The sequence below is a fragment of the Roseovarius sp. B08 genome (assembly GCF_051417955.1).
Taxonomy (GTDB): Bacteria; Pseudomonadota; Alphaproteobacteria; order Rhodobacterales; family Rhodobacteraceae; genus Roseovarius.
In genome coordinates, this window is sequence record NZ_JBPRLW010000002.1 from 317,033 (window position 1) to 338,028 (window position 20,996).

19 protein-coding genes and 3 pseudogenes are annotated in these 20,996 nt (G+C 59.7%); 17 read left to right on the top strand and 5 right to left on the bottom strand.

The window, feature by feature from the left end; translation table 11 throughout:
* Nucleotides 1-13 precede the first annotated feature (13 nt).
* The 3 genes from ACSQ76_RS22930 to ACSQ76_RS22940 all read right to left on the bottom strand — a co-directional run bounded on the left by ACSQ76_RS22930 (nt 14) and on the right by ACSQ76_RS22940 (nt 3,162).
* Nucleotides 14-1,564 carry a DHA2 family efflux MFS transporter permease subunit gene (locus tag ACSQ76_RS22930; protein WP_437158466.1) on the bottom strand — a complete coding sequence of 517 codons (1,551 nt, stop codon included), beginning with the start codon at nt 1,562-1,564 and terminating at the stop codon, nt 14-16.
* Nucleotides 1,551-2,603 carry an HlyD family secretion protein gene (locus ACSQ76_RS22935; RefSeq protein WP_437158467.1) on the bottom strand — a complete coding sequence of 351 codons (1,053 nt, stop codon included), beginning with the start codon at nt 2,601-2,603 and terminating at the stop codon, nt 1,551-1,553. The genes ACSQ76_RS22930 and ACSQ76_RS22935 overlap by 14 nt, the downstream gene beginning before the upstream one ends.
* Before the next feature lie 103 nt (nt 2,604-2,706).
* Complete coding sequence (locus ACSQ76_RS22940; protein WP_437158468.1) at nt 2,707-3,162, bottom strand: MarR family transcriptional regulator; 456 nt, start codon at nt 3,160-3,162, stop codon at nt 2,707-2,709.
* Nucleotides 3,163-3,258: 96 nt separating this feature from the next.
* Between ACSQ76_RS22940 and ACSQ76_RS22945 the strand changes: the two genes are divergently transcribed.
* A complete protein-coding gene (locus ACSQ76_RS22945) occupies nt 3,259-3,717 on the top strand; it encodes a universal stress protein (RefSeq protein ID WP_437158469.1) in 459 nt (152 codons plus the stop codon).
* A 31-nt stretch (nt 3,718-3,748) separates the two neighbouring features.
* Here the strand turns inward: ACSQ76_RS22945 and ACSQ76_RS22950 are convergent, their stop codons facing one another.
* Nucleotides 3,749-4,852: an ABC transporter permease gene (locus ACSQ76_RS22950; RefSeq protein ID WP_437158470.1), complete on the bottom strand. Its 1,104-nt coding sequence runs from the start codon at nt 4,850-4,852 to the stop codon at nt 3,749-3,751.
* Between the two features lie 34 nt (nt 4,853-4,886).
* On the opposite strand from ACSQ76_RS22950, the pseudogene ACSQ76_RS22955 reads away from it, so the two are divergent.
* The 16 genes and pseudogenes from ACSQ76_RS22955 to ACSQ76_RS23030 all read left to right on the top strand — a co-directional run.
* Nucleotides 4,887-5,252, top strand: a pseudogene (locus ACSQ76_RS22955) (efflux RND transporter permease subunit); the annotation flags it as partial.
* Between the two features lie 287 nt (nt 5,253-5,539).
* A complete protein-coding gene (locus ACSQ76_RS22960; protein ID WP_437158471.1) occupies nt 5,540-6,664 on the top strand; it encodes an acyl-CoA dehydrogenase family protein in 1,125 nt (374 codons plus the stop codon).
* A 105-nt stretch (nt 6,665-6,769) separates the two neighbouring features.
* Nucleotides 6,770-7,624 (top strand): SDR family oxidoreductase, encoded by an 855-nt coding sequence (locus ACSQ76_RS22965; RefSeq protein WP_057817248.1) that lies wholly within the window; start codon nt 6,770-6,772, stop codon nt 7,622-7,624.
* Nucleotides 7,625-7,661: 37 nt separating this feature from the next.
* Nucleotides 7,662-8,468 carry an ABC transporter ATP-binding protein gene (locus tag ACSQ76_RS22970; protein WP_057817246.1) on the top strand — a complete coding sequence of 269 codons (807 nt, stop codon included), beginning with the start codon at nt 7,662-7,664 and terminating at the stop codon, nt 8,466-8,468.
* Nucleotides 8,461-10,380: an AMP-dependent synthetase/ligase gene (locus ACSQ76_RS22975; RefSeq protein ID WP_437158472.1), complete on the top strand. Its 1,920-nt coding sequence runs from the start codon at nt 8,461-8,463 to the stop codon at nt 10,378-10,380. The genes ACSQ76_RS22970 and ACSQ76_RS22975 overlap by 8 nt, the downstream gene beginning before the upstream one ends.
* On the top strand, nt 10,381-11,268 hold the full coding sequence (locus tag ACSQ76_RS22980) for a branched-chain amino acid ABC transporter permease (RefSeq protein ID WP_437158473.1): 888 nt from the start codon (nt 10,381-10,383) through the stop codon (nt 11,266-11,268).
* A gap of 3 nt (nt 11,269-11,271) precedes the next feature.
* The gene (locus ACSQ76_RS22985) at nt 11,272-12,345 is read left to right on the top strand and encodes a branched-chain amino acid ABC transporter permease (RefSeq protein ID WP_437158474.1); all 1,074 of its coding nucleotides are present in this window, start codon (nt 11,272-11,274) and stop codon (nt 12,343-12,345) included.
* A 12-nt stretch (nt 12,346-12,357) separates the two neighbouring features.
* Nucleotides 12,358-13,169, top strand: a pseudogene (locus ACSQ76_RS22990) (ABC transporter ATP-binding protein).
* A 33-nt stretch (nt 13,170-13,202) separates the two neighbouring features.
* Nucleotides 13,203-13,427: pseudogene (locus ACSQ76_RS22995) on the top strand (ABC transporter substrate-binding protein); the annotation flags it as partial.
* Between the two features lies 1 nt (nt 13,428).
* Nucleotides 13,429-14,442 carry an ABC transporter substrate-binding protein gene (locus tag ACSQ76_RS23000; protein ID WP_437158475.1) on the top strand — a complete coding sequence of 338 codons (1,014 nt, stop codon included), beginning with the start codon at nt 13,429-13,431 and terminating at the stop codon, nt 14,440-14,442.
* 77 nt (nt 14,443-14,519) lie between these two features.
* Entirely contained in the window at nt 14,520-15,770 is a 1,251-nt protein-coding gene (locus ACSQ76_RS23005; protein WP_057817236.1) for an ABC transporter substrate-binding protein, read from the top strand.
* Nucleotides 15,771-15,859: 89 nt separating this feature from the next.
* The gene (locus ACSQ76_RS23010) at nt 15,860-16,636 is read left to right on the top strand and encodes an enoyl-CoA hydratase/isomerase family protein (protein ID WP_057817234.1); all 777 of its coding nucleotides are present in this window, start codon (nt 15,860-15,862) and stop codon (nt 16,634-16,636) included.
* A gap of 11 nt (nt 16,637-16,647) precedes the next feature.
* Complete coding sequence (locus tag ACSQ76_RS23015; RefSeq protein WP_057817297.1) at nt 16,648-17,430, top strand: enoyl-CoA hydratase/isomerase family protein; 783 nt, start codon at nt 16,648-16,650, stop codon at nt 17,428-17,430.
* Between the two features lie 41 nt (nt 17,431-17,471).
* On the top strand, nt 17,472-18,230 hold the full coding sequence (locus ACSQ76_RS23020) for an electron transfer flavoprotein subunit beta/FixA family protein (RefSeq protein WP_057817231.1): 759 nt from the start codon (nt 17,472-17,474) through the stop codon (nt 18,228-18,230).
* Nucleotides 18,230-19,156, top strand: coding sequence for an electron transfer flavoprotein subunit alpha/FixB family protein (locus ACSQ76_RS23025; RefSeq protein WP_437158476.1), 927 nt, complete (start codon nt 18,230-18,232; stop codon nt 19,154-19,156). Before ACSQ76_RS23020 ends, ACSQ76_RS23025 begins: the two co-directional genes overlap by 1 nt.
* A 220-nt stretch (nt 19,157-19,376) precedes the next feature.
* On the top strand, nt 19,377-20,534 hold the full coding sequence (locus ACSQ76_RS23030) for an acyl-CoA dehydrogenase family protein (protein WP_082647424.1): 1,158 nt from the start codon (nt 19,377-19,379) through the stop codon (nt 20,532-20,534).
* A gap of 21 nt (nt 20,535-20,555) precedes the next feature.
* Here the strand turns inward: ACSQ76_RS23030 and ACSQ76_RS23035 are convergent.
* Nucleotides 20,556-20,996, bottom strand: a 441-nt coding sequence (locus tag ACSQ76_RS23035) for a CoA transferase (RefSeq protein ID WP_437158477.1), incomplete at its 5' end; no start/stop codon positions are given.

The following is a 20,996-nucleotide window of genomic DNA, read 5'->3' on the forward strand; positions in this document are numbered from 1 at the left end:
ATGCATCCTGACCCTAGGTAGCAGAGGAAGCGACGCGCCACATGAACCAGGTCGGGATCAGCGCGAGCAGGAATATGCCGCATAGGATAAGGAAGCCGTCCTGGAAGGCCGCGTTCGAGGACTGAATCATCACGGTCCGACCCAGGAAAGATGCCGCGGCGGGCATGAGCTGGGTGTCGGGCAGTCCCGCAGCGTGCATGAGGCCTGCAACCTCGCGCAAGAGTTCCATCGTCGTGGCGTTGTCGCTGGTCTGGGTCGCGGCAAAGGCATCCGCGTGCATGATCGTGCGCCGCTCGATAAACACGGTCAGAAGGTTCACCCCGAAGGCGCCGCCAAGTTGCCGGATAAAGTTGGATGCGCCCGAGCCCTGGCCGAGAAGGTGCGGTGGCAGAACCTTCAGCGCGCCCGACGAAATAGCGGGAAACACGAGACCCAGCCCCACGCGCGAAAGGACCGTCCACCAGGCGAGCGTCCAGAAGGCCGTATGGACATTTGCGGCCACCATTAGCCAAGAGGATCCGGCAAAGACCGCCAAGCCGAGGGCGATCATGATCGGAGCAGGCACCTTGTCGGACAATCGTCCCGCGATGGGAAAGACCAGCAGCATCGCAAAGCCCGAGGGCATCAGAAGAAGGCCAGCCTGCGTCGGCGTCATCCCCTGGATCTGCTGCACGAAGACCGGAAGCAGATAGGTAGAGCCGAACAGCCCCGCCCCCATGATGAAGGCCACGACCGAGGCCGAGGAGAAGGCGAAATTCGCAAAAAGCCGCATATCGAGCATCGGCTTGGCAGTATTCATCTCCCAGGCGACGAAGCCGATGGCCGAAGCAACGGAAATCGTGAAACCCGCCAGGATGATGTTGGACTCCCATCCAAGCCGCTGCGCGTTCGACAGCGTGCTGAGCAGTATGGCCAGAAAGACCGACAGGATCGCCACTCCGACAAAGTCGAAGGCCGGAATCGGTCCGCTTTCTTCGCGGCTGGGCAGGAACAGGTTTGACATCAGAATGGCGAGGCCGGCGAAGGGCAGGCCCAGGTAGAAGACGAAGCGCCAATCGAAAGCGTCCATGAGCAAGCCGCCAATCCAGGGTCCCAGAGCCGGAGCCAGGACGACGCCAACGCCATAGATCCCCATGGCGGCGCCGCGTTTATCGGGCGGAAAGACCTTGAACAGCATGATCATGGCCAGAGGCTGGACGATGCCTGCCGCCGCCCCCTGCACCACGCGGGCCAGTGTCAGTATGGTCTCGTTCGGCGCAAGGCCCCCAAGGACCGAACCCGCAAGAAACACGCTCATCGCGGCGTTCATCGTCAGCCGCGTCCCGAAGGCGCGGTTGGTCCAGTCGGCCAGCAGCATCGTGGCCGTCATGGCTGCCAGAAAGCCGGTCGAGATCCATTGTGCTTGCACCGCGCTCATGCCGAAAGCGCCCATCACCGCCGGGATGGCGACGTTGACGATCGTTGTGGACAGAACGACCGAAATGGTCGCGACCATGATCGCGCCGGTTGCGAGCCACTTGTAGGCGGGGCCGTAACGCTCGAAATACCGGTCAATCTGTGACATCGATATAGACCTCGACCATCATTCCGGGCCTGAGTTCTGTACCGGCGGCGTCGATCGACACACGGATTGGCAGACGCTGGGTCACTTTGGTGAAATTGCCCGACGGGTTGGGGCTGGGCAGAAGCGCAAGCTGGCTGGTGGCCACCCCGCCCATCCCGATCACCTCGCCCTCGAAGGTCCGGCCCGGAAAGGCGTCGACGGTGATGCTTGCCCGCGACCCGACGTGAATTTTGCCGAAGTCGGTCTCCTTGACATTTGCGTCGATCCAGAAGTCATCCGGCGCGTGATACATCGCGATGCGCGTGCCCGATGTCACATATTCGCCGACATCGACAAAGGTCCCATCAACGATGCCGTCGAACTGGGCCGTGATCGTGCGATGCGCGAGGTCGATTTCCCTCAGGCTGCGGTCGGCCTCGATGCCGGCACGTCCGGCCAGAACGGACGCAATCTGGGACTCCAGCACATTCATCTGCTCGCCGTCGGCCTCGACGATCGCCAGGCTGGCGCGCGCGTTTTCGATTGCCGCGAAAGCAGCACGCTCCTGCTGGGCGGCGATGTCCAGTGCCGCCTGGGACTCGTCGAGGGCTTGTTGCGACGTGATGTTCTGCTCGGCAAGACTGATCGCCCTCTCGTGACGGGTCCTGGCGTTCGTCAATACGGCGAGCGATGCCTCATGGTTTGCATCTGCGGCAGCTATCCCGCTCAGGGCCGCGTCCCGCCGTGCAGAGAGCTGCTTTTCGAGTAGCACCTTGCGTGCCCGAAGCTCGGCCAGCTGCGAATCGGTTGCGGCAAGTCTCGACAGGACGGCATCAAGCTGCGGCTGCGCAGATGTGCGGTCGATTGCGGCGACAAGATCGCCTTTTGCGACAGTGTCCCCCACCAGAACCGGCATCGCCGTCACCCGTCCGGCGACCTCGCTGGATACGGTGACGACCTTGGCCGCGATCCGGGCATCGTTGATATGCACCTGCGTGAACCGCGCGGCTAGCCACGGGGCGGCCAGCCAGACGGCAACGGCAACCAGCGCGCCGATCACGATCAGTCTGGTCCATCTTGTGCGGCTGCGCCTTCGCGGGGGCACCGGCTTGTCCGGGGCAGCCTCGTCCGCAACGGCTGCGCCCGCCTTTATGTCATCCATTTTAACCATCGCTCAAAATCTCCAATCTGACCGCGATGCGGCTCAGTACTTTTGTTGCGATACGCAAATCCTGCCGGGAAATTCCTTCAAGAATTTCTGCCCGGCTGGCTGCCGAGATCTCTTCCATCCTGACGATGAGAGGGCTCGCAGCCTCGGTCAGGTGGAGCGTCTTGGCTCGCCTGTCCCTGGCCGAAGGTCGGCGTTCGACCAAACCTGCGCCTTCGAGCCCGTCCAGCAGGCGGACCAGCGTCGCCGCTTCGATCCCCAGGGTGCGCGCCAGTTCGACCTGCGTCACCTCTTCGTTGCGCGATAGTTCGAACAGCACGCTCCACCTTGCCTGGGACAGGTCGAGATCGCGAAACCGGAGGTCAAGATACCGCCTCCACATGCGTGCTGCCGCCGCCATGGAACGTGCGAAAGCCTCCAGAGGCTCGGTCTTGTCGAAATCGGACTGCATCGTTTTAGCTTTTCATTAGCTTGCCAATAGTTGCAGAACTAATTATGATGATATCACTTATCTTGCAAGTGCTATTCCTGTCCCGGAGACGTGCCGATGTACGCCAAGATCCTGCTATGTTACGACGGCTCGCGCGAAGGGCGACTGGCACTGCGCGAGGGAGCGCGGCTGGCGCAGATCACAGGTGCTGATGTGATCCTTCTGGCGGTGGTCGAGACGGGCGCGGGCAACGCGCTGGCGCAGGGCGCGGATGCGGGCGCGCTTGCCCACCAGCAAGCCGATTTCGAGGAGATCCTCGACGAAGGCCATCAAAGACTTTCCGCCTTGGGGCTGGCACCCAAGGTCCGCATGGAGTTTGGCGATCCCGTCGCGAAAATTACCCAAGTTGCGACCGAAATTGGGGCCGATCTGGTCGTCGTCGGGCATCACCAGCAAGGCATCTGGACGCGCTGGATGAGCCGGTCGGTCGCGGCCGGGTTGGGGGACTCGCTAAAATGTAGCCTTCTTCTCGCACAAAAACTCGTTGAGGATTCAGAGCTTTTCGGCAACGGCTGAAGAGGTATGGCCAGGAAGCGGCTACGCCGTGCTACCGCAGGAAGCTGCGGAATCGTCGCAAGGCAAAGGCGAACATCGCCAATCCGATCACCACCAGCGCCAGCAGTTGCGGCCAGACCACCGCCAGCCCCGCGCCACGAAACAACACCGCCTGCGCAAGCGCGATTAAATGGGTGTTGGGCGCCGCCAGCATGACGTATTGCACCACCTCTGGCATTGATTCCCGCAGGGTCATCCCACCCGACAGGATTTCCAGCGGCAGCAGCACCAGAAGCAGTAGCATGGCGAATTGCGGCATCGAACCCGAGATCGTTGCTAGGAGAATTCCCAGCGACGTGGTGGCGAACAGGTGCAGAGCCGCGCCCACCAGGAACAGCGTCACTGATCCTGCCACCGGCACTCTCAGAACTCCCTGCACCATGAAGGTCAGCGACGGCCCTGCCGCCACCAGCACCACGCCGCCCATGCTGAGCACCTTGCTGGTCATGATCTCGACCGCGCTGACCGGCATGACCAGCAGGTGCTCGACCGTGCCATGCTCACGCTCCCGGATCAGCGCGGCCCCCGACAGGATGATCGACAACATGGTCACGGCGCTGATCACCGCCGTCAGAGCGCCGAACCAGCCCGGTTCCATTGCCGGATTGAAACGGGCGCGCAACGCAAGATCGACCGGCGCCACGGCCTCCTGCCCGGTCCAGCCGGCGATATCCTGATCGACGATCGCCTGGACATAGCCCGCGCCGGTGAAGGCCTGACTGATCCCTGTCGCATCGACGTTGAGCTGCAACTCGGGGCGTGCGCCCGCCACGAGGTCCCTCTGGAAATCTGGTGGAGTGACCAGTGAGAACGTATCGATGCCGACATCCATGCGCGCATCCATCTCGGCCATGTCGATCTGATCGGGTGTCACGAAATAGGGCGGCAGAAACGCATCAGCAATCCGCCGGGACAGGGGCGAGGCATCCTCATCCACGATGCCGATCTTGGCGCGGTTCAGCGGCTCGGGCATCGCGGTTGCGTGGGAGTAGATGTCAAGGGTGAAGGCATAGAACACCAGCGCCAGCAGGAGCGGATCGCGCAACAGCCCGCGAAGCTCTTTGACCGCAAGGGAGAGCACATGCCGGGGTCGCATCGCTCAGGCCTCCTGCTTGCGCACGAATAACGCCCCGAGCGTAACCACGGCACTTCTCGGGTTCCTGTCCTTCTCGGGGATGTTGATGAAGAACGCGATTGTTCTGGTCGAAGAGATCGACCAACAGCGCGCCGATGGAGTGCCCGAATATAAAGCAATCGTTGATGGCTCGGTCAGCCGTTTGCGCCCAGTGGTCCTTGCCGCCGGGACAACGATTTTCGGAATGATCCCGCTTTTGCCTGATGCATTCTTTGCGTCTATGGCGGTCACAATCATGGGTGGCCTCGCGTTCGCTTCGGGCCTGACGCTGATCGCAATGCCGGTGCTGTATGCGCTGTTCTTCCGGATCAAAACGCCGAAGAAAGACGGCGCTCCTGCAGGTGCCACAGCACCGACCTGAGCTCCGACCCTTGGGCGGCACCCACGCGCGCCGTCAACCTGTGGCGCGCGCATTGTCCCACAAGACGACAGAGCGCGAACGGTCCGTGTGTCTCGCCTTATGTCAGGCCGGAACCCGATGAAGCCTAATGTCCCTCATCTCAGCGCTACGCCCGGTCAACTTCGTTGGCTGGGACGACCGCCTGGCGCTGGCAGCCAAAGCATTCTGCGTGAACTTGGTTTGGACGGTGAGCGGATCACTGCCTTGTTTGAGGCTGGGCTCGTAGTATTGGAAGGAGGGGGTGCGCTATGACATCTCGATTGACCGCCGACCAACAAGAGATTCGCGACCAGATTCTGCGGATTTGCGCAAGGTTCGACGACGACTATTGGCTGGATCGGGATCGCAACGGTGGTTTTCCCCATGAACTGCACAGGGCAATGGCCGATGGCGGCTGGCTGGGTATCGCCATGCCAGAAGCTGTCGGCGGCGCTGGTCTGGGGATCACCGAGGCGACCATAATGATGCAGGCAATCGCCGAGTCGGGGGCCGGCGCAAGCGGAGCCTCGGCCATCCACATGAACATTTTCGGGCTCAACCCGGTGGTGAAGTTTGGGACCGATGAGCAGCGCGCGCGTATGCTTGGCTCGATGATCGCAGGCGATGAAAAGGCCTGTTTCGCCGTGACCGAACCGGCGACCGGGTTAGACACCACAAAGCTGACGACCATGGCATTGCGGCAGGGGGACAGATATGTCGAGCACGGACAAGAAGTCTGGATTTCTACCGCGCAGGTGGCGGACAAGATGTTGCTTCTGGCCAGAACAACGCGGCTAGAGAATGTGAGCAGCCCGACCGAAGGGCTGAGCCTGTTCTATACTGACCTAAACCGTGATTTCGTTGATGTGCGAGAGATCGAAAAGATGGGGCGAAAGGCTGTCGATTCGAATGAAGTCTTCATCGATGGGTTACCGATTCCGGCTGAGGACCTGATCGGGGAGGAGGGCAAAGGCTTTAGGCAAATTTTGCACGGGTTGAATCCCGAACGCATTCTGGTGGCTGGCGAATGTATTGGTATTGCGCGCAACGCACTGGTTCGCGCGGCGCATTATGCAAGCGAACGTGTGATTTTTGACCGCCCGATCGGCCAAAACCAGGGTGTTCAGCATCCGCTTGCCCGGGCATGGGCGCGGGTGGAATCTGCCAATCTCATGGTGATGCACGCCGCCGCCCTTTACGATGCGGGAAAGGTCTGCGGCGTCGAGGCGACCGAAGCCGCGCAAATTACATTTGGCGGATTCGGATACGCCAAGGAATATAACGTGGAGCGGTTAGTGCGGGAAGCTCTGCTTTTCCGCATCGTACCGGTGACACCGCAGATGCTTTTGTTGTTCATAGCAGAAAAAGCCCGCGGACTTCCAAAGACTTACTGATTGGAGATAACGGGCGGGGCTGGTGGGAAAAGGTGTCTTGACCAATTTTCTAACACGCGTTAGATTGTCGGCAGCTGCCCCTTAAGGGGAATGGGAGGAGGCGTCATGCATAAGACGCAGTTCGGGTCTTCGATGGAAGACCTGTCGAAACGTGCAACCGTTTACGCGAGCGATTTATTCAGCGGCAAAACCGTTGTGGCGACCGGCGCTGGAGGCGGATTGGGGCTGGCAATTGCGACCCTGTTCGCGAGGCTCGGGGCCAATCTGGCGATCAATGGACGCAACGAAGAGAAACTGGCTTTGGCGAGGGAGTTCCTCGAAAGTTTCGGGGGTAAAGTTTTCGCTGTGCCAATGACCATCCGGGAGCCTGAGCAGGTCGAGGATTTTGTCGCCAAGACGAACCAGGAATTCGGGGCGGTTGACGTTCTTGTGAACAATGCTGGGGGTCAGTTTCCGCAAGCTGCGTTGGATTTCAGTCCAAAGGGCTGGAATGCGGTCATAGACACCAACCTCAACGGCACCTGGTGGATGATGCAATCCACGGCGCGCCACTGGGTTGCCAACAAGCAATCGGGCTCCATCATCAACATTGTGGCGGATATCTGGCGCGGTATGCCCGGCATCGCGCATACCTGCGCGGCCCGGGCAGGGGTTATTTACCTGTCCAAGTCCGTTGCGGTAGAGTGGGCCCCGCATGATATCCGAGTGAACTGCGTGGCACCGGGTTGCTGCGAAAGCAACGGTTTCGGGAACTATTCCGAGGAGGGCGCGGCGACCTTTCAGGACGCCAACCCGATGCGGCACGCCGGCGACGAATGGGATGTCGCAGAAGGTGTGGTATATATGGCGGCCAGTTCCGGGAAATTCGTGACCGGGGAAGTTCTGAACATCGACGGCGGGCAACAGATGTGGGGGGACCCCTGGCCGACAGGACGACCGGACTACTTCCGGATTTCCTGACAAAAGCGACGAACCTAGCGGGGACAACAGGATCCAGATGAAGACGCAAAGAACAACAGATGTCGGTACCGGTGATGGGGCAATACTGGAGTGCCGCGGGATTGAACGGCGGTTTGGCGGTATCGTCGCTGTCACAGGTGTGGATCTCGTCATTCAACCTAAGGAAATATTCGGCCTTGTCGGTCCCAATGGCAGCGGCAAGACGACGCTTACCAATGCGATCACCGGGTTCTACCCTCCGAATGTCGGCACTGTCCGGCTGGCGGGAAACGAAATCACGGGCACGGCGCCGCACAAGGTTGCAAAGCTCGGGGTCGCCCGAACCTTTCAGAACCTCGCCCTGTTCAACGGGATGAGCGTTCTGGACAACATCCTCCTCGGGCGACACATTCACATGAAGCAGGGCGTCTTGCGCACGGCGCTTTATTGGTGGATCGCGCAGCGCGAAGAACTCGAGAACCGCAAGATCGTTGAAGAGGTGATCGAGTTTCTACAGCTTGAAAGCATCCGGCACGAGATGGTCGATGGGCTTCCGATCGGGCTGAAAAAGCGGGTCGAACTTGCGCGCGCGCTGGTTGCAGAACCGAAGATGCTGATTCTCGATGAGCCTATGGCGGGCATGAACCAGGAAGAAAAGGGGTATATGTCCCGCTTCATTCTGGACGCGCGGGCCGAACGCGGCGTCAGCGTCCTTCTGATCGAGCACCACATGGATGTCATCATCGGCATTTGCGACCGCATGCTGGCACTGAACTACGGCGAAATGATCGCCAGCGGCGTTCCGAAGGAAGTCGTAAGGGATCCCAGGGTGATCGAAGCATACGTTGGAGGGTCGCATGGCTGAGGGGGTAACATTGCAGAATACCGCCAACGAGACATTCGGAAAACTGTTGGCGCGGAACGCGTCAATCCATGGGTCGAGTATCGCGATTCGCGAGAAAGAGCGCGGAATCTGGAAAGAAAGCACCTGGGCCGAGTATGTGGAAGAGGTTCTGGCCTGCGCGGCCGGTCTTCGGAAGTTCGGTGTAAAGCCGGGCAAGGCCGTGCTCATTCTGGGCGACAACCGTGCGCGGCTATACCAGGGCATGCTTGCGGTTTCGCTGCTCGGGGCCTACGCGATGCCGGCCTATCCGGGGGCGACGCTTGAAGAGCTTCAGCATTTCCTTGGCGAAGTCGAGATTTTTGCAGCCATCGCGGAGGATCAGGAGCAGGTCGACAAGATCCTCGAGGTGCGGAAAGCGGGCGCGCGCGGCATCGCTCATGTCATCTACGATGAAACGCGCGGGCTCGGGTTCTATGAGGACGACGGTCTCATGTCATGGGATCACTTGATCGAAGTCGGCCGACACGATCTCAACGAAGATCCGCACCGTCGAGAGGAACTGCTGAACAAGGCAAAACCCGACGATCCTGCCATTTTCCTGCATTCGTCAGGAACGACCGGCAAGCCGAAAGGGGTCGTTCTGAGCCAGAGGAACGTACTCGCGGCGGCCAGGAACGGCCATGAGGCAGGCGCATTCGACGAGAACGAGGAAATCCTGGCCTATCTGCCGATGGCCTGGGTCGGCGATTACGCCATTACGGTCGCTGCGGCGCTGTTGTACCGGTTCACCGTGAACGTGCCGGAGCGGCAAGACACGGTCGTGCGGGATATGCGTGAAATTGCCCCGACTTTCTACCTGGCAGCACCCAGAAGCTGGGACCAGATGCTGACGACGATCCAGGTCGGCATGGAGGATTCAACCCCGGTGAAGAAGTGGCTGTACCACTTCTTCATGGATCGGGCCACGGCCGCCGAGACCCGTAAACTGAACGGCAAGAGCGGCGGCCTGTTGGAGCCGGTGGGCAGATTGCTGGGCGAGGCGATCGTCTTCGGCCCGATCAAGGACCAGTTCGGTATGAGCCGCCTGAAGAATGCGTTCACCGGCGGCGAGGCGATCGGCGAAGACACTTTCGTCTTCTACCGAGCCCTGGGCATCAAGCTGCGCCAGTTCTACGGACAGACCGAGATCAGCGCGATCAGCGCGATGCAGGCACCGAACGAGGTGCGCCTGCACACCGTTGGCAAGCCCGCGCCCGGCGTCGAGGTCAAGATCCATGAAAGCGGTGAGATCCTGTTGCGTTCCGAGAGCGTGTTTGCCGGCTATTTCAAAAAGCCGGAAGCAAGTGCCGAAGCCCTCGAGGGCGGGTGGCTGCATACCGGCGACGCCGGCTATCTGGAGGAAAACGGCCAGCTTGTGGTGTTGGGACGTATCTCCGAGGTCATGCATACCGCCGGGGGTGAACGCTATGTTCCGAACTATATCGAGAACCGGCTGAAGTTCAGCCCGTATATCAAGGATGCCGCTGTAGTCGGCGCGGGACGGGACGAGCTGACAGCGATGGTCTGCGTGGATTTCGAAGCCGTCGGCCACTGGGCCGAGGTGAACGGAGTGCCCTACGTATCCTATTCCGATCTGTCCCAGCGCGACGAGGTTGCCGCGCTGTTGCACGAGGCTTTCCTGCGGGTGAACAAGGCCCTGACCGAGCCGCTGCAACTCAAGCGTTTTGTCAGCATGCCGAAGGAATTCGACCCGGACGATGGCGAGATCACGCGCACTCGAAAACTGCGTCGCAAGGTCGTCGAGGAACGCTATACCGATGTTATCGCGGCGCTCTACGACGGTTCAAAAGAGGTCCATGTAAGCGCTCAGGTGACTTACGAGACCGGGGAAGTCGGGAAGGTCGAAAGAAGCCTTCCCATCAGGGAGGTATAAATGGATTGGGTCTTTTTAACAGAGCTTGCGATCAACGGTGCCTTGACGGGGCTGCTATATTCGCTTTTCGCCATCGGCCTCGTGCTAATTTACAAGGCCTCCTCGGTGCCCAATCTGGCGCAAGGCGGGTTGACGATGGTCGGGGCCTATGTGGTTCTTGCTCTGGCGCGCGACCTGGGTCTGCCGCTATGGCTCGCCATCCCGCTTGCCGCGGTGATCATGTTTGGTCTGGGATTTGCCATTGAGCGTGTTGCTCTGCGCCGTCTTGCTGGCCGACCGGTTGTCATGATCCTGATGATGACACTGGGGCTGGACATTTTCCTGCGCGGCATGACGCTCGCGATCTGGGGCGGGACGTCCCGATCCATGGAGTTGGGCGTCAGTTATGAACCCTTGTTCCTCGGTGACATTTTCATCAGTCGTATTCACCTTGTCGGTGCCGGGGTCGCGATCGGTCTTTTTGTTGCCTTCATGCTGTTTTTCCGCAGCCGGACCGGTATCAAGCTGCGGGCAATCGCGGACGACTACATGGCTTCCTGGTCGGTCGGGATTTCGGTTGAGCGCGGCGTCGGATTGTCCTGGTCGTTGGCGTCGGTCGTCGCCGTGGCAGCCGGGGTCATTTGGGGCGAGATCCAGGGTGTCGACCAGGCGCTGTCGCTGCTGCTTCTCAAAGGTTTGACGGTTGCCGTTCTCGGTGGCCTCGACAGTATTCTGGGTGCGGTGGTCGCCGGAATTATCCTCGGTGTCGTGGAAAATGTCGGCGCTGATTTCCTCGATCCGCTTGTCGGGGGCGGAAGCCGTGAGCTTATCGTCGCCGCTGTGCTCATCCTTACGGTCATAATCCGCCCGCACGGCTTGTTTGGTCGTCACGACATCGAGAGGGTATAAGGCATGTTTTACAGACTTTCTGGCGTCCATCACGCCAACTACGTTTCGGATAGCCGAATCTTCAAGGTACCTGCTGACAGGAATCTGGCTGCATTCATCTTCCTGATCGGCATTATCGCGCCATTCATCTTACCCTCGCTTTATCTGAACAGTTACATGCTTCCGTGGCTGATCTGGACAGCGGCCGCGCTTGGACTGAACCTGGTGACAGGTTGGGCGGGGCAGCTTCACCTCGGCTATGCTGCGGTCATGGCTGTCGGAGCCTATTCGACGATCCATGCCGCGCGTTTCGGGGTGCCGTGGGAATTCGCCCTTATCATCGGCGGATTGACGTCATCTGTGATCGGCAGCCTGTTTGCTTTTGCCGCCTTGCGTGTCAAGGGCCTCTACCTCGCTCTCACTACTCTCGCTATGCAATTCGTGATGGACTGGGTTCTGACCCACTCTCCGGCGATCTCGGGGGGCTCACACGCGTCGCTCCAGTCACCGACCTTGGCGCTGCTCGGGCAAGAGATTACCACTGATACTGGCTACTACTATGTTGGCTTCGGATGGTGCGTGCTGGTGACGATTTTTATGCTTAATCTCAAGCGGACTGGACTCGGTCGGGCCTTGGTCGCTGTCCGGGAAAAAGACTTTGCGGCCGCGATCCTGGGTGTGAACAGTTTCTACTACAAAATCCTGGCATTTGCGACTTCGTCTTTCATCGCGGGCGTCAGCGGTGCGTTGCTTGTTGCCACCTTTTTCTTTCTCGCCGCGCCCGAGCAATTCTCGGTTGCGGTTTCGATCCAGGTTCTTGCGATGGTGATCGTTGGCGGTCTTGGCAGCATCATCGGATCCTATTTTGGTGTTGCCCTGATCCTTCTTGTTCCCGGTCTGGTGAATGGTCTCGTCGCCACGCTGAGTGAATGGATTGGCGTGCAGACCGATGTTGAAACACTCGCTCACATCCCGAACGCAGTCTATGGCGCACTGATCGTCATTATCCTTCTGATCGAACCGCTTGGTTTGGGAAAACTCTACGGCAACATCAGAGACTATCTGATGGTCTGGCCCTTCGATCAGCTCAGGAAGTGAAGAGGAATGACGATGCAACAAGAGGTCGAAGCCCAGCCCATACTGTCGATGAACAGTGTCGAGGTGCTGTATGATAACGTGATGCTGGCAATAAAGGGTGTCTCGATCCAGGTGCCAAAGGGCGAGATGATCGCGCTTCTGGGATCCAACGGCGCGGGGAAAAGCACGACGCTGAAAGCGATCAGCGGTCTGCTGAAAGCCGAACGCGGACGGGTCAGTCGGGGGAGATCAAGTTCGAAGGTACCGACATTACCGAGATGCTCGCGCAAAAGCGTGTGGAAATGGGTATTTGCCACGTCATCGAAGGACGGCGCGTCTTTGAACATCTGACCCCGGACGAAAATCTGACGGCAGCCGCACCGGTGGGCATGTCCCGCTCGGACCTGGATGGGGAAAAAGAGAAGATATACAATTATTTCCCCCGCCTTGCCGAGCGACGCAATTCGCTCTCGGGCTATCTGTCCGGCGGTGAACAGCAGATGCTGGCCATTGGCCGCGCGCTGGTGACCCAGCCGAGCCTGCTGATGCTGGATGAGCCGAGCCTTGGACTTGCTCCGTATCTGGTGGCCGAGATTTTCGGCATCCTCAAAAAGATCAACCAAGAGGAGGGAATGTCGGTTCTTCTCGTGGAACAGAATGCTCTGGCAGCCCTGGAGATCGTTTCGGAAGGCTATCTGATCGAAAACGGCCGCGTCGTCATGAACGGGACGGCCGAAGCGCTCAAGTCCAACTCCGACATCCAGGAATTCTATCTTGGCGGCGGTGAAGGCACCGACTTTCACAACGTCAAGCATTACAGTCGGCGCAAGCGCTGGCTGAGCTGAGACACTAGACCAATTTCGTTCAGGGAGAATACGATGAAACAACTTACCAAGGCACTGGCCGTAGTTTCGCTGGTGGGGGGACTGATCACCGGGTCGCAGGCGTCGGCCGAGCCCTTCAAGGTGGGGGTCTGCTATGACCTCAGCAAGGCTTACACATTTGCCACGCCCCAGGTCTCTCAGGCCGCGATGGATCTGGCAAAGCTGATAAACATGCAGGGCGGTATCGGTGGCGAGCCGGTTGAAGTCATCGTGCGCGACCATGCCAACGAACCGCAACGCGGAATCGAATGCTATACCCGGCTCACCCGCGAGAGGGGTCTTTGTCTTCGATACGCTGTCCACACCGGTGTCTCTGGCGATCCTGCCGCGCGCGATGCAAGACGAACGCATTCTCATGCAGTCGCTTGTCGGTCGCGGCGATGCCGTGGATGGCACCGTTTTCGAATGGGTCTATCCGGCCGGTCCGACCTACTGGGGGCAGGCCGCCAACAACATTGCCTATATCAAGCAGGTGCACGACGGCGATCTGTCGGACGTCAAGGTCGGCTACATCTATTTCGACTACCCGTTCGGGCAGGAGCCGATCGAAATTCTCCAGAAGTTATCGGAACAGGAGGGTTTCGAGCTTCTGCTCTATCCCGTTCCGCTGCCGGGCAGCGATCAGTCGGGCGCCTGGTCGAAAATGCGCCGCGACAAGCCCGATCACGTGATCTCGTGGATGCTCGGCGGCGCGCATGTCGTTGCCTCGAAAGAGATGCAGCGCAACCGCATTCCGATGGAGAAGTACATTTCGGTCAACTGGCTGAACGAGGTGGATATCGCCAATATCGGTGCAGAGGCGGCCGCCGGGCTGAAGCGCGGCACCAATGTCGTGGGCGGGCAGGATATCGCCTTGCGGACGGAAATCATAAGTGAACTCTACGATAACGGCGAAGGCTCGGGTCCGCTGGTCAATACCCAGGACGTTTACTACAACACCGGGCTGGCGATGTACTCGATCATCTTCGAGGCAGCGCGACGGGCGGCAGAGTCGGAAGGCCTTCCGATCACGTCGCAGTCCTACAAGTCGGGTCTGGAGTCGCTTGAAAACTATGACGCCAATGGGCTGATGGCACCGATTACCGTGACAGCGGAGGATCACGGCGGCGGTGGCAAGACCCGTATCGAGATGTGGGACGGAGAAACCTGGGTGCCGCAAACCGACTGGATCGCGGAATACAGCGATGTCGTTTGGGAAGTGGTCAAGGAAAGTTCATCCAAATACAAAGAGTGATGGGCAGTTAGCCAATGGGGCGGCGCCGCGCCCGCAAACGATAAAGTCGCCCACCAATCAATCAACAGGAGATAACAATGCAGATCAGACAGTATATCAAGGCAGTGGCCCTTACCACCGTATTGGCGACCGGGGCGACAGTCGCGGCCGCCCAGGACAAGGAACCGATCCGCTTCGGGCTTTGCTTTGACCTCAGCAAATCGTACACCTTCGTGACGCCTCAGGTGGCGCAGGCCGCGCAAGACCTTGCGATGTACACCAACGACAACGGTGGCATCGAGGGCCATCCGGTCGAGATCATCGTGCGCGACCACGGCAACGAACCCCAGCGTGGTGTGGAATGCTATGAGCAGCTCAAGCGGGACGGGGTGTTTATATTCAACTTCCTGTCCACGCCGGTTTCAAACGCGGCCCTGCCCCGCGTCATGAAGGATGGCAACATCCTGATGCAATCGTTCGTTGGACGCGGCGACGCAGTGGATGGTGAAGTGTTCGAGTGGGTTTTCCCGGTAGGCCCAACCTATTGGCAGCAGGCTGCCAACGATGTGGCTTTCATCAAGGAGCAGATGGGCGGAGATCTCGCGAGCGCGAAGATCGGCTTCATCTATCTGGACTATCCCTTCGGCCAGGAGCCGATCGAGATCCTGAAAACGCTCTCCGAGAAAGAGGGTTTCGAGTTGGAACTCTATCCGGTTGCGCTGCCAGGTTCGGACCAGTCCGGTGCATGGAGCAAGATTCGACGCGACAAGCCTGACTATGTGATCAGCTGGCTGCTGGCCGGCGGGCATGTGGTTGCCTCCAAGGAAATGCGTCGCAATCGCTTCCCGATCGACCGTTACCTGACATCGAACTGGCTGAACGAGGTCGACATCGCCAACATCGGCACAGAGGAGGCCAAAGGTATTCTTCGTGGAACCAACGTCGCAGGTGGCCAGGAAGTGCCGATCGTCAAGACGATGCTGGAAACCTATTATGCCAACGGCGAGGGCAGTGGCCCAGAAAGCCTGGTTCGGGACGTGTATTACAATACCGGCTTGGCAATCTATTCCGTCGGGGTCGAGGCCGCGCGCATTGCGATTGCCGAGAATGGCTGGCCGCTCACGCCGGAAAGCATGAAGACCGGCTATGAATTGCTTTCCGGCTTTGACGCCAACGGCCTCATGGCGCCGGTCACGCTAACTGCGGAAGACCACGGTGGCGGCGGCAAGACCCGCATCGAACAGTGGGACGGCGAGGCCTGGGTTCCGCTGACCGACTGGAGCGCCGACTATCTCGACGTGGTGTGGGAGGTGATCGAGGAAAGCTCCGAAAAGTTTTCTGTTGAATGACCTTGCGCTCCCCCGCGGCCTCACGTCGCGGGGGAGCCTCAAACCTGGCATTCGCGTCAGGTTTTTCCCAATAAAACGAGGCGGACATCATGAACCCTATTGACCTGAAGATTGAAGACGGCATCGCGACCGTCAGCATCAACCGACCCGAACGGAAAAACGCACTTTCCGTGGCCGCAACGAACGGGCTGACGGATGCCTGGGAAAAGATCGAGGTGGACGACAGCGTTCGTGTGGCCATTCTGACTTCGGCCGATTGCGGCGTGTTCTGTGCCGGGCTGGATCTCAAGGAAGCCACCCAGATCGCGCGGGACGAGGGTGTCGATATCCTGTCCAAGATGCGCGACCCGTTTCACGAAACCATGCGCGCCTGCAAGAAGCCCATCATCGCGGCCATGACCGGATCCCTGATGGCCGGCGGCATGATGCTGACGCTTAACTGCGATCTTCGTGTCGGCCTCAAGGGCACCAAGGTCGGCATTACCGAAGTCAAGATCGGGCGCGGGTCGCCTTGGGCGGCTCCGGCGCTGTCGATGCTGCCGCAACCCATCCTCATGGAAATCGTTTTGACTGGCGATCTGATGCCGATCGAACGATTGCACGATTACGGGTTTACCAATTACCTAGAAGACTCCCCGGACGCCGTGCGGGAGCGGGCGCATGAGCTTGCCAAGCGTATTGCCGGGGCGGCACCGCTTTCCGTTGTGGCAGCAAAAGGCAGCGTTCGGGCCACGATGGATCTCGGCTGCGCTGATGGTCTGGAAGAGGGAAAGCGCCTGCATGAGGTCGTCTATGCCAGCAATGACGCGATCGAAGGCCCCAAGGCTTTTGCGGAAAAGCGCGCGCCGGACTGGACCGGAACCTGATGGATGTCGAGATGACCGAACTTATTTGCCTTGAGAGGGATGGTCCAATTGGCATCCTGCGCTTTCTTCAGCCGGGGAAGCGCAACCCATACAGCATTGCGTTCGTCAAGGAACTGGTGACGCTCCTGCAAGAAGCCGACCAAGACGATACGATCCGCGCTGTCATCATGACCGGTGGCGAACATTTCAGCAGCGGCGGGGATCTGGTCGGCTTCCAGTCCGAGGTCGCCAGGGGGGCCAGGGCTACGTCCGAAATGGTCGACAAGGTTCATGATGGCGGACGTGCGGCCTATCTGTTTCGCAAACCTCTGATTTCCGCGGTATGCGGCGTGGCTTTTGGCGCGGGTCTAAGCCTGGCCTTGTCGGCGGACATTGTCGTTGCCGCCGAAGATGCCCGGCTGTGCGAAGTTTTTGTGCGCGTCGGTGGCTGTCCGGATACGGGTTCAAGCTGGCTGCTTCAGCAACGCGCCGGCGCGGGGGTGGCGCGGATGCTCGTTCTTACCGGTCGTGAGATCGACGGGCGAACCGCCAAGGACCTGCGCGTCGTGGAAGAGTGCGTTTCGGCCGAGCACGTCGAGGCGCGGGCGCTTGAGATCGCCCGGGAAATCGCCCCGCATCCGATGTTCGGCGTACAGACTGCAAAGCGTGTGATGCGCAGCTCCGCAGAGTGTGGCTATCTGGACGCGCTGGACATCGAGCGTGATGCCCAAAGCGTCCTGCTGTGCGCGCATGATTTTCCAGAAGCCATGAAAGCGTTTTCGGAAAAGCGAAAACCCGAATTCAAGGACCGCTGAGGCGGTCGATACCACATCGAGAATACAAGGAGACCGATGTTATGAAGGTACTTGTGCCGGTCAAGCGCGTGATCGACTACAACGTGAAGGTTCGCGTCAAAGCGGACGGATCGGGTGTCGATCTCGCCAACGTCAAGATGTCGATGAACCCGTTCGACGAAATCGCCGTCGAAGAGGCGATCCGCCTGAAAGAGGCCGGCAAGGCCGAAGAGGTGGTCGCGGTATCCATCGGCGTCAAGCAGGCGCAGGAAACCCTGCGCACCGCACTGGCCATGGGCGCCGACCGCGCCATCCTGGTCGTTGCAGCGGATGACGTACACCAGGATATCGAGCCGCTGGCAGTGGCCAAGATCCTTGCCAAGGTCGTGGAAGAAGAACAGCCCGGTCTGGTTCTCTGCGGCAAGCAGGCGATCGACAACGACATGAACGCCACCGGCCAGATGCTGTCGGCGATCCTGGGTTGGAGCCAGGCGACCTTTGCCTCGGAAGTGGGCATCGACGGCGACAGCGCCGTCGTCACCCGCGAGGTCGATGGCGGCCTGCAGACCATCAAGGTTAAGATGCCGACCGTCGTTTCCGTCGACCTGCGCCTGAACGAACCGCGCTATGCGTCGCTGCCCAACATCATGAAGGCCAAGAAAAAGCCGCTGGATGAAAAGACCGCCGCCGATTACGGCGTCGACGTCACCCCGCGCCTGACCGTGGTCAAGATGTCCGAGCCGGCCGAACGCGCCGCCGGTGAAATGGTTGGCTCGGTCGACGAGCTGGTTGTGAAACTCAAGGAAAAGGGGGCGGTGTGATGGCTGTTCTTCTTCTTGCCGAAGTCAACAATGGTGAACTGTCGATGGACGCGACCGCAAAGGCGGTCACCGCGTCCAAGGCCCTGGGCGACGTGACGGTTCTGTGCGCCGGCGCATCCGCCGCCGACGCCGCGAAAGAAGCCGCGACAATCGACGGCGTGGCCAAGGTACTGGTCGCCGAAGACCCCGCGCTGGGTCATCGCCTTGCGGAATCGACCGCGGACCTGATCGTGTCGCTGGCAGGCGACTACGATCATATCGTGGCGCCCGCCACCACCGACGCCAAGAACGTGCTGCCCCGCGTGGCCGCGCTGCTGGACGTGATGATGCTGACCGACGTCTCGGGCGTGGTCGATGCCGATACGTTCGAGCGCCCGATCTATGCAGGTAACGCGATCCAGACGGTGAAATCGGGCGACGCGAAAAAGGTCGTGTCCTTCCGCACCGCCAGCTTCGACGCGGCCGGCACCGGTGGCTCCGCCGCCGTGGAAACCATGGGCGGAGCCACCGCCTCGGGCCTGTCGGAATGGGTCGAAGACAAGGTCGCCGAAAGCGACCGGCCCGAGCTGACCTCGGCCGGCGTGGTCGTGTCGGGTGGCCGTGGCGTCGGATCGGAAGATGATTTCGCGCTGATCGAAAAACTGGCCGACAAACTGGGCGCCGCCGTCGGCGCATCACGCGCCGCCGTCGACTCGGGCTTTGCGCCGAACGACTGGCAGGTTGGTCAGACCGGCAAGGTGGTTGCGCCTGACCTCTATATTGCCGTCGGCATTTCGGGTGCGATCCAGCACCTTGCGGGCATGAAGGACAGCAAGATCATCGTCGCGATCAACAAGGACGAAGAGGCCCCGATCTTCCAGGTGGCCGATTATGGCCTCGTCGCCGACCTGTTCGAAGCCGTGCCCGAGCTGATCGAAAAGCTTTAAGGGCACACGGCACGACCGGTTAAAACGCATCAAAGGCCCGCCGAACCTCTGGCGGGCCTTTTACACGAGCCGAATGGGCGGCGCGTGGATTGGATAAACCCGGATTCGTACGGTTTGAAGCCTTGTGACGCTCCGTCATAACAGCGCCGGTTCGTTGTCAAGAAATTTAACGCTTGTTTGATTTTTGCTCAATGCAAGTATGACTCGATAGGAACAATAAATGTCTCTGATCAAGAATTCCCCCAGCTGGGTAGTGGATGAACACAAGATGTTCGCCGATAGTACACGCAGGCTTTTCGATACAGAGATGGCTCCGTACATTGAAAAATGGGCGGAGCAGGGCATTGTTGACCGCGACTTCTGGAAAACAGTCGGTCGACAGGGTGTCATGGGCGGCTCGATTGCCGAAGAATATGGCGGGTTCGGTGGCGGCATCGGGTTCGACGCGATTACCGTTTACGAGCAAGGGCGCACCGGTGATACGGGTTGGGGCTATGGGATCCAGTCTATCGTAATCCATTACCTCAACGCATATGGCAGCGAAGAACAGAAGAAAAAGTGGTTGCCCAAGTTGGTCAGCGGTGACCATGTCGCGGCCATCGCGATGACCGAGCCGGGAACGGGCTCTGACCTCCAGAACGTCCAGACCTATGCGGAAAAGGATGGCAACCACTACAAGATCAACGGATCGAAGATCTTCATCACCAACGGGCACACGGCGGATCTGGTTGTGATCGTGGCAAAGACCGACCGCAACGCCGGCGCCAGGGGCGTTTCGTTGATCGTTCTGGAAACCGAGGGCGCCGAGGGCTTTCGCCGGGGACGGAACCTGAAGAAACTGGGCATGAAAGGTTCGGATACGGCTGAGCTGTTCTTCGAGGATGTGCGCGTACCTACGGCGAACCTGCTTGGTCCGGAAGAGGGACAGGGGTTCTACCAGCTGATGAAGCAGCTGCCTTGGGAGCGGCTGATGATCGGCATTACCGCGCTCGGTTTTATTGATTTTGCGATCGATGAAACTGTGAAATATGTTCAGGATCGCGAGGCATTTGGAAGCCGGATCATGGATTTTCAGAATACACGCTTCAAACTGGCGGAATGCAAAACCAAGGCCGAATTGCTGCGTTCCTTCGTCAATGACGGGCTCGCGCGTCTTGAAGCGGGCGAACTTGATGCGGCCACGGCTTCGATGGCGAAATGGTGGGGCAGCCAGACGCAGAATGAGGTCATGCATGAATGCCTGCAACTGCATGGCGGCTACGGCTTCATGATGGAGTTCCCGATCGCGCGGCTGTACGCTGACAGTCGGGTGCAGATGATCTATGGCGGCACCAATGAAATCATGAAGGAACTGATAGCACGTTCGATGGACGTCTGATCCGTCCGGTGCCGGGTGGGGTTATTCCCCGTCCGGCCCCAGAATTTCGTCGCTGTGTTCCCCAAGTCGCGGGGCCGGGCGATGATCATGTCGCGCGGGGGTCGCCGAAAAGCGAACCGGGGGGCGTGTCGTCCAGATCGCACCTTCGGTTGGGTGATCAATCCGTTGAAAGAACCCGGTTGCGGCAAGATGGGGATCGTTCGGCAAATCCGACAGGTTGCGCACCGGCATGGCGGGTATGTCGGCCTGCTCCATAAGGTCAAGCCAGTCATCCGTGGTCCGGGTCAGCGCAATCTGCGCCACCATATCGTATACCGCGCCGATGTTGCGGCTTCGGGCATCCATGTCAGTGACCCAGACATGGTCGATCATGTCGTCGCGCCCAACCGTCTTGAAGAACCGCGCCCATTGCACGTTGGTGTAGGGCAGAATGGTGATATAGCCATCTGCCGTCTGAACCGG

Excerpts from the sequence above, each read along its gene's own strand:
- ACSQ76_RS23000 (WP_437158475.1), top strand. The coding sequence starts at position 13,429 with ATGCCAACGAACCGCAACGCGGAATCGAATGCTATACCCGGCTCACCC.
- ACSQ76_RS22945 (WP_437158469.1), top strand. The coding sequence starts at position 3,259 with ATGTACGCCAAGATCCTGCTATGTTACGACGGCTCGCGCGAAGGGCGA.
- ACSQ76_RS22940 (WP_437158468.1), bottom strand. The coding sequence starts at position 3,162 with ATGCAGTCCGATTTCGACAAGACCGAGCCTCTGGAGGCTTTCGCACGT.
- ACSQ76_RS22975 (WP_437158472.1), top strand. The coding sequence starts at position 8,461 with ATGGCTGAGGGGGTAACATTGCAGAATACCGCCAACGAGACATTCGGA.
- ACSQ76_RS23015 (WP_057817297.1), top strand. The coding sequence starts at position 16,648 with ATGACCGAACTTATTTGCCTTGAGAGGGATGGTCCAATTGGCATCCTG.
- ACSQ76_RS22960 (WP_437158471.1), top strand. The coding sequence starts at position 5,540 with ATGACATCTCGATTGACCGCCGACCAACAAGAGATTCGCGACCAGATT.
- ACSQ76_RS22980 (WP_437158473.1), top strand. The coding sequence starts at position 10,381 with ATGGATTGGGTCTTTTTAACAGAGCTTGCGATCAACGGTGCCTTGACG.
- ACSQ76_RS22965 (WP_057817248.1), top strand. The coding sequence starts at position 6,770 with ATGCATAAGACGCAGTTCGGGTCTTCGATGGAAGACCTGTCGAAACGT.
- ACSQ76_RS23005 (WP_057817236.1), top strand. The coding sequence starts at position 14,520 with ATGCAGATCAGACAGTATATCAAGGCAGTGGCCCTTACCACCGTATTG.
- ACSQ76_RS23020 (WP_057817231.1), top strand. The coding sequence starts at position 17,472 with ATGAAGGTACTTGTGCCGGTCAAGCGCGTGATCGACTACAACGTGAAG.
- ACSQ76_RS22985 (WP_437158474.1), top strand. The coding sequence starts at position 11,272 with ATGTTTTACAGACTTTCTGGCGTCCATCACGCCAACTACGTTTCGGAT.
- ACSQ76_RS22970 (WP_057817246.1), top strand. The coding sequence starts at position 7,662 with ATGAAGACGCAAAGAACAACAGATGTCGGTACCGGTGATGGGGCAATA.
- ACSQ76_RS23030 (WP_082647424.1), top strand. The coding sequence starts at position 19,377 with ATGTCTCTGATCAAGAATTCCCCCAGCTGGGTAGTGGATGAACACAAG.
- ACSQ76_RS22930 (WP_437158466.1), bottom strand. The coding sequence starts at position 1,564 with ATGTCACAGATTGACCGGTATTTCGAGCGTTACGGCCCCGCCTACAAG.
- ACSQ76_RS23010 (WP_057817234.1), top strand. The coding sequence starts at position 15,860 with ATGAACCCTATTGACCTGAAGATTGAAGACGGCATCGCGACCGTCAGC.
- ACSQ76_RS23025 (WP_437158476.1), top strand. The coding sequence starts at position 18,230 with ATGGCTGTTCTTCTTCTTGCCGAAGTCAACAATGGTGAACTGTCGATG.
- ACSQ76_RS22950 (WP_437158470.1), bottom strand. The coding sequence starts at position 4,852 with ATGCGACCCCGGCATGTGCTCTCCCTTGCGGTCAAAGAGCTTCGCGGG.